At 73.8% G+C, this 12,322-nt stretch carries 10 protein-coding genes; 8 read left to right on the forward strand and 2 right to left on the reverse strand.

Features of this window, described 5'->3' with window-relative positions; translation table 11 throughout:
• Positions 1–24: 24 nt before the first annotated feature.
• Positions 25–1,464, reverse strand: coding sequence for an amino acid permease (locus ACE1OC_RS26890; protein ID WP_407839176.1), 1,440 nt, complete (start codon positions 1,462–1,464; stop codon positions 25–27).
• Between the two features lie 220 nt (positions 1,465–1,684).
• Here ACE1OC_RS26890 and ACE1OC_RS26895 point away from each other — a divergent pair, with 220 nt between their 5' ends.
• Positions 1,685–2,170 (forward strand): ribose-5-phosphate isomerase, encoded by a 486-nt coding sequence (locus ACE1OC_RS26895; protein ID WP_250739491.1) that lies wholly within the window; start codon positions 1,685–1,687, stop codon positions 2,168–2,170.
• Positions 2,171–2,291: 121 nt separating this feature from the next.
• On the forward strand, positions 2,292–3,098 hold the full coding sequence (locus tag ACE1OC_RS26900) for an Fpg/Nei family DNA glycosylase (protein WP_407839177.1): 807 nt from the start codon (positions 2,292–2,294) through the stop codon (positions 3,096–3,098).
• A 179-nt stretch (positions 3,099–3,277) separates the two neighbouring features.
• On the opposite strand, the gene ACE1OC_RS26905 is transcribed toward ACE1OC_RS26900, so the two are convergent.
• The gene (locus tag ACE1OC_RS26905) at positions 3,278–4,513 is read right to left on the reverse strand and encodes a GNAT family N-acetyltransferase (RefSeq protein ID WP_407839178.1); all 1,236 of its coding nucleotides are present in this window, start codon (positions 4,511–4,513) and stop codon (positions 3,278–3,280) included.
• A gap of 116 nt (positions 4,514–4,629) precedes the next feature.
• Between ACE1OC_RS26905 and ACE1OC_RS26910 the strand changes: the two genes are divergently transcribed.
• The 6 genes from ACE1OC_RS26910 (at position 4,630) to ACE1OC_RS26935 (ending at position 12,316) form a co-directional block, all read left to right on the forward strand.
• Positions 4,630–5,775 carry a PP2C family protein-serine/threonine phosphatase gene (locus ACE1OC_RS26910; RefSeq protein WP_250739488.1) on the forward strand — a complete coding sequence of 382 codons (1,146 nt, stop codon included), beginning with the start codon at positions 4,630–4,632 and terminating at the stop codon, positions 5,773–5,775.
• Between the two features lie 662 nt (positions 5,776–6,437).
• Positions 6,438–7,394: an ABC transporter ATP-binding protein gene (locus tag ACE1OC_RS26915; protein WP_407839179.1), complete on the forward strand. Its 957-nt coding sequence runs from the start codon at positions 6,438–6,440 to the stop codon at positions 7,392–7,394.
• Positions 7,394–9,790 (forward strand): ABC transporter permease, encoded by a 2,397-nt coding sequence (locus ACE1OC_RS26920; RefSeq protein ID WP_407839180.1) that lies wholly within the window; start codon positions 7,394–7,396, stop codon positions 9,788–9,790. The genes ACE1OC_RS26915 and ACE1OC_RS26920 overlap by 1 nt, the downstream gene beginning before the upstream one ends.
• A 357-nt stretch (positions 9,791–10,147) precedes the next feature.
• Positions 10,148–11,539, forward strand: a complete 1,392-nt coding sequence (locus tag ACE1OC_RS26925; RefSeq protein ID WP_407839181.1) for a pyridoxal phosphate-dependent decarboxylase family protein — start codon at positions 10,148–10,150, stop codon at positions 11,537–11,539.
• Positions 11,536–11,991, forward strand: a complete 456-nt coding sequence (locus ACE1OC_RS26930) for an HD domain-containing protein (protein ID WP_407839182.1) — start codon at positions 11,536–11,538, stop codon at positions 11,989–11,991. The genes ACE1OC_RS26925 and ACE1OC_RS26930 overlap by 4 nt, the downstream gene beginning before the upstream one ends.
• A gap of 130 nt (positions 11,992–12,121) precedes the next feature.
• Positions 12,122–12,316: a hypothetical protein gene (locus tag ACE1OC_RS26935; protein ID WP_267753204.1), complete on the forward strand. Its 195-nt coding sequence runs from the start codon at positions 12,122–12,124 to the stop codon at positions 12,314–12,316.
• Positions 12,317–12,322 lie beyond the last annotated feature (6 nt).

The raw sequence follows: 12,322 nt of genomic DNA on the forward strand, positions 1-12,322 counted from the left end.
GGGCTGCCGTCGGTTTCGCAGGGATTACGCGGAGGCCTTCGGGGTGGCCTTGCGGCGGAGCTGGCGTGCCACGCCGATCGCGATCACCAAGGCCGCGACCAGCAGGGACAGCAGGACGGTCTCGCGGTTGTCCTTGTCGTAGACCATGTAGCCGAGGACGAAGGTGATCATCGCGGCGGTGGCCCAGGTCAGGTACGGGAAGAGCCACATCTTCACCGTCACCTTCTCCGGGGCCTCGCGCATGAGGATCCCGCGCATCCGCAGCTGGGTCAGGCAGATCACCAGCCACACGAACAGCGCGATCGCACCCGAGGCGTTCAGCAGGAAGCTGAAGACCGTGTCCTTGAAGGCGTAGTTGAAGTAGACGGCGACGAAGCCGAACACGACCGAGCCGAGGATCGCGGCCACCGGCACGCCGCGCTTGTTCACCTTGGCGAAGGCCTTCGGGGCGTCACCGCGCTCGCCCAGCGAGAAGGCCATGCGGGAGGCGGTGTACAGGCCCGAGTTCAGGCAGGACAGCACGGCCGTCAGGACGATCACGTTCATGATCTGGCCGGCGTGCGCGATGCCGATCGAGTCCAGGGCGGCGACGTACGAGCCCTTCTCGGTGATCGACTTGTCGTTCCACGGCAGCAGGGTCAGCACGATGAAGATCGAGCCCAAGTAGAAGACGCCGATGCGCCAGATCACCGAGTTGGTGGCCTTGGTGACCGCGCGCCGCGGGTCCTCGGACTCGCCGGCGGCCAGCGTGACGATCTCGCTGCCCATGAAGGAGAAGACGACCATCAGCACACCGGTGAGGACCGAGCCCCAGCCGTTCGGGATGAAGCCGCCCGTGTCGGTGAGGTGGGCGAAGCCCGCGCCCGGGTTGTCCGAGCCCGGCAGCACGCCGAAGACGGCCAGCATGCCGATGATCACGAAGCCGCCGATGGCGACCACCTTGATGCCCGCGAACCAGAACTCGAACTCGCCGTACGAGGCGACCGAGCCGAGGTTGGTGACCGTCAGCACGGCCATCACGATCAGCGCCCAGGCCCACTGCGGGACGGCCGGGACCCAGCTTTCGAGGATGACGGCGCCGGCGGTGGCCTCCACGGCCAGGACGACGACCCAGAAGAACCAGTACAGCCAGCCGATGGAGAAACCGGCCCAGCGGCCGAGCGCCCGGTCGGCGTACGCGGAGAAGGAGCCGGAGTTCGGGCTGGCGGCGGCCATCTCGCCCAGCATCCGCATGACGAAGACGACCATCGCGCCGACCAGCGCGTAGGAGATCAGGATGGCGGGGCCCGCCTTGGCGATACCCCCGCCGGAGCCGACGAAGAGTCCGGCGCCGATGACACCACCGATGGCGATCATGGACAGGTGGCGGTTCTTGAGACCGGCCTTCAGGCCGTCGGAGGGCTGGCCGTCACCGGGGTTGCCGGTGGGGGCGCCTTCCTTCTGAAGGGTCGTCGTGGAACTCATGAACGGATCCTTAGGTTCTCGGGTGGCGAGCCCCGGCATTCAAACCCGAGATGAACGCAGGGCGGAAGACCCCAATCCGGATCGTTGCGTCGGGACGAACGTCCAGGACCTTGGTCCCGCGGTGTCCCATCTGCGTTCTTTGGGTTTACTTGAGCTTTAGAAGTGACTTACGCGACACCCCGCGGCGGGTCCCCGGCCCGGCTCGTGCCACACTCGGACCATGCGCGTGTACCTCGGATCCGACCATGCCGGCTTTGAGCTCAAGAACCACCTGGTGGACTGGCTCAAGAACAACGGCCACGAGCCCGTCGACTGCGGGCCCCACATCTACGACGCGGTGGACGACTACCCGCCGTTCTGCCTCCGCGCCGCGGAGAAGACCGCCGCGGACGCCGGCTCCCTCGGCATCGTGATCGGCGGCTCCGGCAACGGCGAGCAGATCGCCGCGAACAAGGTCAAGGGCATCCGCGCCATCCTCGCGTGGAGCGTCCAGACCGCCGAGCTCGGCCGTGAGCACAACAACGCCAACGTCATCTCCGTCGGCGGCCGGATGCACACCCAGGACGAGGTCGTCAGCTTCATCGACGCGTTCCTGAAGACCCCGTACTCCGACGAGGAGCGCCACACCCGCCGCATCGACATGCTCTCCGCCTACGAGACCACCGGCGAGCTCCCCCCGATCCCGGCGCACCACCCGCAGGGCTGATCCCGCTTCCGGCCGCGGCGCCCTCGGGGCGGCGCGGCCGGTTTTTCTTTTCCTGCGCGCACCGCCCGCTCCACCCTGCTCTGCTCCGCCCGCTCCGCCCGCTTCTTCGAGGAGTACCGCCGTGCCCGAGGGGCATACGATCCACCGCCTCGCCGAGGACCACACCGCGCGCTTCGCCGCCCGGCCGGTCCGGGTGAGCAGCCCGCAGGGCCGGTTCGCCGAGAGCGCGGCCCTGCTCGACGGCCGCGAGCTGGAATCCGCCGAGGCGCACGGCAAGCACCTGTTCCTCGAACTCGGCGACGCCTGGATCCACATCCACCTCGGCCTCTTCGGGAAGCTCGGCTTCGGCCCCGCCCCGGCCCCGCCGGCCGCCGAAACGGTCCGGCTCCGGCTGCTGAACGAGGACCACTACGCCGACCTGCGCGGACCCACCGCGTGCGCGCTCATCGGCGAGGGCGAGAAGAAGGCGATACACGACAGGCTCGGCCCGGATCCGCTGCGCCCCGCCGACGACCCCGACCGCGCCTGGGCCCGGATCTCCCGCTCCCGCACCACCGTCGCCGCCCTGCTGATGGACCAGAAGATCGTCTCGGGCGTCGGCAACGTCTACCGCGCCGAGGTCCTCTTCCGCCACGGCATCGACCCGTACCGCCTCGGCAAGGACCTCACCCGTGCCGAGTGGGACGCGATCTGGGCCGACCTGGTCCTCCTCATGCGCGAGGGCGTGCGCAACAACCGCATCGACACCGTCCGCGACGAACACCTGCCCGAGGCCATGGGCCGCCCGCCGAGGGTGGACGACCACGGCGGTGAGGTGTACGTCTACAGGAGGGCGAACCTGCCCTGCCACATCTGCGGGGGCGAGATCCGCACCGCCGGTCTCGCCGCCCGCAACCTCTTCTGGTGCCCGGGCTGCCAGGCGTTCTAGGGCCTGTCGTCAAAATCCCGTCGTCGCCCGAAGGGCGGCCGCGCGGCGTCTGGTGCGTGCTCTCGGCGTGCCGGGCGGAAGCCCGCGTACTGGACGTACTTGGCTTCCGTCCGGTGCGGCGAGAGCGCGTGCCAGGCGTCGCGCGGCAGACGGGAGTTTGACGACAGGCCCTAGGCCGCCTAGAACCCGTGCGGCAGCCAAGGGGCCACGTCCCCCGCGAAGGCGCGGGAGGCAGGGGCCAGCGCACCCGGCCGCACCTCGCGCACCAGGCCGGCCGCCGCCAGCGAGTTCAGCGCGACCCCGCCCAGATAGGCCGCGCCCAGCTCCCGTACCGACAGCTCCAGGTCGGCCTGGTCCTCCGTCCGGGTACAGACCGCGGACCCGTCCGCTCCGACGGCCAGCCGCCAGCGCCCCGCGTTCCACGGGCAGAACGCGTCCTCGACCTCCAGCACCACGTCCAGCGGAGCCCCGTAGGACCGCGCGGCCAGCGCCGCCGGCAGGTCCACGATCCGTACGTGCATCGAGTCGCGCAGCCGCACCTGCGTCCGCCGGACATCGGTGACCAGGTGCAGCAGCGCATCGTCCGCCGGCCGCTTGACGGCCCGTACGGTCCAGGTCAGGTCGATGGAGAACACGTAACGCCACAGCGCCGCGTACGCCGCCGGGTCGAGCGCGTCGAGGTCCGCCACGTCCACCCGGCCGTCCGAGCCGGTCAGGTCCCATTCGGGCTTGACCCGGTAGCGGGCGTACCCCACCACCTCGCCGTCCGCCCGCTCCGCGACCACGCACTTCAGCGGTGACCCGCCGTTCCTCGTCGCCTCCGGGTCGAGCAGCGCCTGCAGCTCCCAGCCGGGCTGCCGGGCCGGCATCCCGGGGCGGCCCGCGAGCAGCGCCGCGTAGACCCGCTCGCAGTCGGCCAGGGCCTTGTGCGGATCGACCAGCCGTAGCCGCAGGTCGTCGGTCCCCGGCGGCACGGAGAGCCGTACGCGGGTCTTGTCGATCTCCACGGACATCGAGTACGCGGCGGTGCCGTAACCGAAGCGCCCGTAGATCGCCGGATCCGAGGCCGTCAGCACGGCGATCGGTTCACCACCCGCCCGGACGTCGTCCAATTGGCGCCGCATCAGGGAGGTGAGCACGCCCTGCCTGCGATGGGTGGGGGAGACGCCCACCATCGTGACCCCGGCCGCCGGGACGAGCGCCCCGCCCGGCACGGAGAGCCGGAAGGAGAAGGCCCCGGCCGTGGCGACGCAGGTCCCGCCGTCCCAGACGCCGAGGGAGCGCTCCGTCTCCGTCAGCGACCGGTAGAGCTTCCGCTCGTCCGGGGACTCGGGCACTCCGCCGAACGCCAGTTCCAACTGGTCATACCAGACATCCCACTCATCCGCCTGCAATACGCGCGTCTCAAGAGCCATACGGCCATCCCTATCAGGGCAATCCGTCCCGGTCGATCTCTTTTCGGTCGCCGATGGGCCCATCTCAGGGGGTACCCCTGCGCGCGCACAGCCAGGATGGATAGGGTCCCGAAGCAATGGCCGGAGCACACGTGGAGTCCCTCCTGGCCCGGTCCCGCATGATGTGGCACCGGGCGCGCACCGCGCTGCGCAAATCCGCCGTCGACTACTTCCGCGGCGACGCCTCCGACTGGCTGGCCTTCGGCGGCCTGCTCCTGACCATCCCGGCCATCGCCTGCGGCACGCTGATGCTGCCCGTGTGGTTCTCGCCCGCCGCCCTCGTCCTGCCGATCGTGGCCGGCGGCCTGCTCCTCCGCCCCGCCAGCCTGCTCGCGCTCTACGCCGCCTCCGCGGCCGCGCTCATCGTCGAGGCCCTCGTCCTCGGCCCCTACACCCAGGGCCCGGCACGGGTCACCCCCGGCACCGTCCTCGTCGTCGCGGCCTGCGGGTTCTTCGGCCTGGTCATCGCCCAGTTCCGCAGCCGCGTCGGCGTGCCCTGGCGGCGCGGCGGCACCATGCTCTTCGACCTGCGCGAACGCATCCGGGTCCAGAGCAAGCTGCCCGCCCTGCCGCGCGGCTGGCACCGGGAGATGGCCCTGCGCCCGGCCGGCGGCCAGTCCTTCTCCGGCGACTTCGTCGTCGCCGCCCGCACCAACGGCGGCCGCACCCTGGAGATCGTCCTCACCGACGTCTCCGGCAAGGGCATGGAAGCGGGCTCCCGGGCCCTCCTCCTCTCCGGCGCCTTCGGCGGCCTCCTGGGCGCGCTGCCCCCGCACGGCTTCCTGCCCGCCGCGAACGGCTACCTCCTCCGCCAGGACTGGGACGAGGGCTTCGCCACCTCCATCCACCTCGTCCTGGACCTGGAGACCGGCGACTACGAACTCCTCTCCGCCGGCCACCTGCCCGCCCTCCAGCTCTCCGCGGGCACCGGCCGCTGGCAGGAGAAGACCGGCGAGGGCCCGCTCCTCGGCGTCTACGACGGAGCCGAGTTCACCCCGGCCCGCGGCAACCTCCGCCCCGGCGACGTCCTGATGCTCTTCACCGACGGCCTGGTCGAAACGGCCGACCGCGACATCAGCGAGGGCATCGACCGCCTCACCGGCGAAGCCGACCGCTACGTCGGCGCCGGCTGGGAGGGTGCGACCTGGCACCTGATCGAAAAGGTGGCCAAGGACGTCAACGACGACCGAGCCCTCCTCTTGATCCGCCGCGCGCCTTTTTAGCCGCGCCGCGCATCTTTTCGACGCGCCGCACTCCTTCGCGACGCGCCGCACTCCTTCGCGACGCGCCGCACTCCTTCGCGACGCGCCGCTCGCACTGCTGCGCGGGCTTCGCGTCGCTGCGCCGGACTCCGTCCGGCGGTGGCCGGTCGGGGCTGTCGCCCCTGCCGTCCCGGCTTGGGGTCCGGTGGGCGGGTGCGGCTGGGTGGGCCCTGTGGGGCTGGGTCCCCTCCCCACCCTTCGCCCGTTCCCCGGGGCTCTGCCCCGGACCCGTTGCCGGGTGCGGCGCCGTTGCCGGGGGCCGGGGCGGAGCCCCAGGGGGTCCGGGCGCAGCCCGGTACCCCTTCCCAGCCCGTCCGGCGTTTGAGGACCGGGTCAGGGCGGAGCCCTGGGAACGGTGGAAGGGTGGGTAGGGGACAGCCCCGCAGGGCACCACCCGAAGCCGCGGCCGGCCCTGCCACGCCTGCGTCGGCACCCGCCCGTGCCCGCGCCCGGGCCGGTGCCGCCCGCCAGGGCCGCGCCCCGTCCGACGACCGGGCCGATGGTCGGGTTACCCCCACCACCGGTCCGCCAGCTCCCGTCATGGTCCCGACCACCGCACGCTCCGTAGCGTCGGAGACACGATCACCACCGGGTGTTCGACCGGCACGGAAGGCGGCACGACCATGGGGCTCCGGCGCAACAAACGACAGGCCGAGCAGCACACGCAGCAGGCCGGGCAGCCGGGGCAGGCGGGCCAGCAGGAGTACGCGGGCCACGCGGGCTATCTGGGCCACCTGGGCCACGCAGGCCAGCCGGGTCAGCCGGCCCACCCGGCCCACCCGGAGGCGGCGCACGACGCCGCCCCCGCCGTCGAGCTGCGCTCGGTCCGCCGGCAGTACGGGCGCGGCTCCGCCACCGTCCACGCCCTGCGCGGCATCGACCTCACCCTCCCCCGCGGCAGCTTCACCGCGGTGATGGGCCCCTCCGGCTCCGGAAAGTCCACCTTCCTCCAGTGCGCCGCCGGGCTCGACCTCCCGACCGAGGGCTCCGTCCGCCTAGGCGGCACCGAGATCACCGGCATGAACGAGAACCAGCTCACCGAACTGCGCCGCAGCCGCCTCGGCTTCGTCTTCCAGGCGTTCAACCTCCTCCCCTCCCTCACCGTCGAGCAGAACGTCCTGCTCCCCATGCGGCTGGCCGGCACCCGCGGCCGCACCGCCGCCCAGGCCCAGGCCCGCGCCGCCGACCTGCTCGCCCGGGTCGGCCTGGAGGGCAAGGGCGGCCGCCGCCCCGCCGAACTCTCCGGCGGCCAGCAGCAGCGCGTGGCCATCGCCCGCGCCCTGGTCACCCGCCCCGACGTGGTCTTCGCCGACGAGCCCACCGGCGCCCTCGACACCACCACCGCCACCGAGGTCCTCGGCCTGCTCCGCAGCGCCGTGGACACCCTCGGCGCCACCGTCGTCATGGTCACCCACGACCCGGCCGCCGCCGCCCACGCCGACCAGGTGCTCTTCCTCGCCGACGGCCTCATCTGCGACCGGCTCCCGCGCAGCCCGGCCACCGCGATCGCCGCCCGCATGACGGCGCTGACCGCGCCCTCCAAGCCCGCCGCTCCCCGCTACGCAGGAGCAGCCGCCTGATGTCGCTCCGACCCCGTTCCAACGGCCTGGCCCGCGCCGTGCTCCGGTTCCGGCCCGCCGCCTTCGCCGGCACCTTCGTCGCCCTGTTCCTGGCCGTCGCCATCGTCTCCGCCTGCGGGATCCTGCTGGAGACCGGGGCCCGCGCGAGCACCCCGCCGACGCGGTACGCCGGAGCCCCCGTCGTCGTCGCCGTCGATCAGCAGGCCCGCCTGCAGATGGGCAGCGGCGACGGCGCCTACGAGGTCTCCGCGCCGCTCCCGGACCGGGCGCGGGTGGACGCCGCCCTGCTGGAGCGACTGGCTCCGCTGGGGCGGGCGGTGCCCGACGTGCTGTTCCCCGTACGGGACCCGGCGGGCCGCACGCTCGACGCCTCCGGCTGGGGCTCCACCGCCTTCAGCCCTACGGAGCTCCGCGCCGGCCGCGCCCCGGCCGGCCCGGGCGAAGTCGTCCTGGGCGGGGCCGACGGCCCCGACCGGGTGACGCTCGACACCCCCGCCGGCCCCCGGGAGTTCCGCGTCGTGGGCCGCGCAGACCGGCCCGGAGCCTGGTTCGCCGACCCCGAGGCGCGCAGCCTGTCCGGGCACCCCGACGCGCTCGACGCCATCGTGCTGTTCGGGGCCGACGCGGAGCGGGCCCGGGCCGCCGTCGACGGCCGCGCCCAGGTGCTGACCGGAGACGCCCGCGCCCTCGACGGGCGGCTCGCGGGAGCCCAGGAGGTGCTGACCGGCCTCGGCGGCTCCTTCGGCGGGATCGCCACGCTCGTCGCCGTCTTCACCGCCGCGGGCACCGTCGCCCTCTCCGTCGGGCAGCGCTCCCGCGAGTTCGCCCTGCTGCGCGCCGTCGGAGCCACCCCGCGCCAGATCCGCCGTACGGTCGCCACCGAAGCCCTGCTCGTCGCGCCGGTCGCGGGCGCGCTGGGCTGCGTACCCGGCATCGCCCTCGCATCCTGGTGGTTCGGGCAGCTCAAGGCGAAGGGCGCCGTCCCGCCCGACGTCGACCTCGTCGTCTCCTGGATCCCCCTCGTCACCGCGGTCGGCCTCGCCCTGGTCACCGCACTGATCGCCGGCTGGGCCGCATCCCGCCGCCCCGCCCGCATCCGCCCCGGCCTGGCCCTCGCCTCGGCCGCCGTGGAGCGGCTGCGGCCCGGGTGGATCCGTACCCCGCTCGGCCTCGCCGCCCTGGCCGGCGGGACCGCCTGCGCGACCCTGGCCGCCACCAGCAGTGGCCCGGACGCCGCCAACGCGGCCCTCGGCGTCGTCATGCTCTTCATGCTCGCCGTCGCCCTGCTCGGCCCGCTGGTCGCCCGCGTCTGCGCCGCCCTCTTCGGACTCCCGCTGCGTGCGGGCGGTGCGCCGGCCGGGCTGGCCGCCGCCAACTCCCGTACCCACGCCCGCCGTCTCGCCTCCGCCATCACCCCGATCGTGCTCGCCATGGCCTTCTCCTCCACCCTGGTCTTCCTCCACACCAGCGAGGACCGGGCCGTACGGCAGCAGCAGGAGGCCGGACTGCTGGCCGACCACGTCATCACCGACCCGCACGGCGGTACGGACCGTACGGCCGTCGACCGGGCGGTCGCGGCCGGGGCCGTCGCCCTCACCCGTACCTCCGTCCTCACCGTCGTCGGCTCCGGCGGCGACCGCGCCTTCCACACCGCCTCCGCGCAGGGCGTCACCGGAGACCTCGCCAAGGTCCAGGACCTGGGCGTCCGTTCGGGGGACCTCTCCCGGCTGGCCCCCGGCACGGTCGCCATCGACCGCACCCTGGCCGAGGCCACCCACACCGGGACCGGCGACCGGATCCCCTTGCGGCTGCCCGACGGGACCCCCGTCACCCCCGAGATCGTGGCCGTCTACACCCGAGGCCTCGGCCTCGGCGAGGTCACCCTCCCGGCCTCCGACCTGGCCGGCCGCACCACCGCCGGCCGCCCCACGGAACTCCTGTTCCGCGGCCCGGCCCCGGAAGGCCTCGGCCCGGTGCTGTCGGCCGCCGCCTGGACCTCCGAACAGAGCGTGGACCGGCAGCTCAACGCCTGGGCCAACACCACCATGGCGGCCGTCCTCGGCGGCTTCGCGGCCGTCGCCGCCGCCAACACCCTGGTCATGACCGTCCTGGACCGCCGGCGCGAACTCCACATGCTCCGCCTGATCGGCTCCACCCGCCGCCAGGTCCTGCGGATGCTCTACTGGGAAGCCCTCCTGGTCAGCGGCACGGGCATCGCCCTGGGCTCGGCGATAGCCCTGGCCACGCTGACCCCCCTGACGAAGGCGATGACGGGCAGCGCCCCGTACGTCCCGCCCCTCGTCTACGGCTCCTTCGTGGCGGCCGCCGTCGCCCTGACCCTGGCAGCCACGGCCCTCCCGGCCCGCCGCGCCCTGTCCAGCCCCTCCGGCGTTTGAGGAGCGGGGCCTGGGGCGGAGCCCCAGGGAACGGTGGAAGGGCGGGTAGGGGACTTCGCCCCGCAGGGCCGCCCCCGCCCCCGCCCCCGCCCCCGTCCCGCCCCCGCCCCCGTCCCGCCCCCGTCCCGTCCCGCCCCCGCCCCCGCCCCGCCCCCGTCCCGTCCCGCCCCCGCCCCGCCCCCGTCCCGTCCCGCCCCCGTCCCGTCCCGCCCTCGTCCCGTCCCGCCCCCGTCCCCTCCCCGTCCCGTCCCGCCCCCGCCCCGTCCAGCCCCGCCCGCGCAGCGCCCGGCGGCGACACCGGCCACTCGCTCCCGATTGGCCGGTCCGCAGGGCCCCGCAGCCCCCTACCGTGCCCCCATGGACCGCACCCTCGCCGCCGACCTGGCCCGCCTCCCCGAGCTCCTCGACGCCACCCGCGACGCCGCCGCCGCAGCCCTCGCAGCACTGGACGCGCGTCCCGTCGTACCCGGGGCGGCAGCGCCACCGCCGACCCCGCCGCTCCCCGAGCACGGCTCCGGCACGGAGGCCGCCCTCGCGGCCTTCGCGGAGCGCTGGGCACCGCGCCTGTCGGCGTCCGCCGGCCCCCGCTACCTCGGCTTCGTCACCGGCGGCGCCACCCCCGCCGCCCTCGCGGGTGACTGGCTCACGGCGGCCCACGACCAGAACTCCAACTCCGCCCTGGACGGCGGCGGCCAGGACCTCGAACGCGAAACCGTCACCTGGCTCCGCGACCTCTTCCACCTCTCCGCCGCCCACACCGGCACCTTCGTCAGCGGCGCGACGATGTCCAACACCACCGGCCTGGCCATCGCCCGGGAATGGCTCGGCGAACGCCTCGGCGTCTCCCCGGCCGAGGACGGCGCGGCCGCGCTCGGCCCGGTCCGCGTCCTGTCCGGCGCCCCGCACTCCTCCATCGCCAAGGCCCTCTCCGTGCTCGGACTCGGCCGCGCCGCCCTGGTCCCCGTACCGACCCTGCCCGGCCGCGAGGCCGTCGACCCGGCCGCGCTGGACCGCGCCCTCGCCGACGCGCCCGGCCGGCCCGCCGTGGTCGTCGCCAACGCCGGCACCGTCAACACCGTCGACTTCGACGACCTCCGCGCCATCGCCGCCCTCCGCGAACGCCACGACTTCTGGCTGCACACGGACGCCGCCTTCGGCGCGTTCGCCGCCCTCTCCCCGGCCCACGCCCACCTCACCGCCGGCCTCGACGCCTCCGACTCGATCTGCGTCGACCTGCACAAGTGGCTCAACGTCCCCTACGACAGCGCCGTCCAGTTCACCCGCCGCCGCGACCTGCAGGCCCGCGTCTTCCAGAACGCCGCTGCGTACCTCGGCCCTCTGGGCGACGACCCCGACCTGGTGCACCTCACCCCGGAGAACTCCCACCGACTGCGCGCCCTCGCGGCCTGGTTCACCCTCCACGCCTACGGCCGCGAGGGCCACCGCGAGATCGTGGAACGGGACATCGCCTGCGCCCGCTCCCTCGGCGAATCCCTCACCGCGGACCCGTACTTCACCGTCCTCGCCCCCGTCCGCCTGAACGTCGTCTGCTTCACCCTCGCCGATACCCCCACCCCGGCCCGCCTGACAGCCCTGCGCGAAGCGGCCGGACCCGAGGTGTTCGTCACCCCCACGACGTACGGGGGAACCCCCGCCCTGCGCGCCGCGTTCTCCAACTGGCGCACCACACAGGCAGACGTGCGCCGGGCCGCACAGGCCCTCCACACGGCGGCGAAGGAGCTCGGATGACCAACGACCCGCTCACCCTCATCGAGGTGGAGGCCCTCGCCCGTGCCGCCCACGAGGGCCAGACCGACAAGGCCGGCCGCCCGTACGCCGAACACCTCGCCGCCGTCGCCGAAGGCGTCCGCGCCCGCGGCGGCACCGCCGAACAGCAGGCGGCGGCCTGGCTCCACGACGCGATCGAGGACGAAGCCCTCACCCCGGCCTGGCTGGAATCGGCCGGACTCCCGCAGCCCGTCAAGGACATGGTCCTGGCCGTCACCAAACGCCCCGGCGAACCGGTCGAGGCGTACACGGCCCGCATCCTCGCCACCCCCGGCGCGCTCCTGATCAAGGAAGCCGACCTGGCCCACAACGCGGACCCCGCCCGCCTCGCGGTCCTCGATGCCCCCACCCGCGACAGGCTGTCCGGGAAGTACGCCTATGTCCGCTCCCTCCTGGGCCTCACCGCCCCCTGACGCAAAACCACCACCGTCTCTTCGTCACGAGGCGGATAGCCGGGGCGCGTTGGTGGGAGGATGGAGCATGTGGGGGTGCGCACGGCCGCGCCCCGGGCCGACCAGGGGACGACCGAAGGTGTGATCAGAAGTGGCCATTTCGCTATCAGTAGTGGTTCTGTTGGCGATCATCCTCGTGGTGCTCGTCCGCGGAGGCCACATCAAGGCCGGCCCCGCAATCGTCGCGGTCCTCTTCGGCTTCTTCCTCGCGTCGAGCTCCATCGCCCCGGACGTCAACCGCTTCCTGAACTCCCTCGCGGACACCATCGCGGGCATCAAGCTCTGACCCGTC

Source organism: Streptomyces stoeckheimensis (assembly GCF_045822005.1).
Lineage (GTDB): Bacteria > Actinomycetota > Actinomycetes > Streptomycetales > Streptomycetaceae > Streptomyces > Streptomyces stoeckheimensis.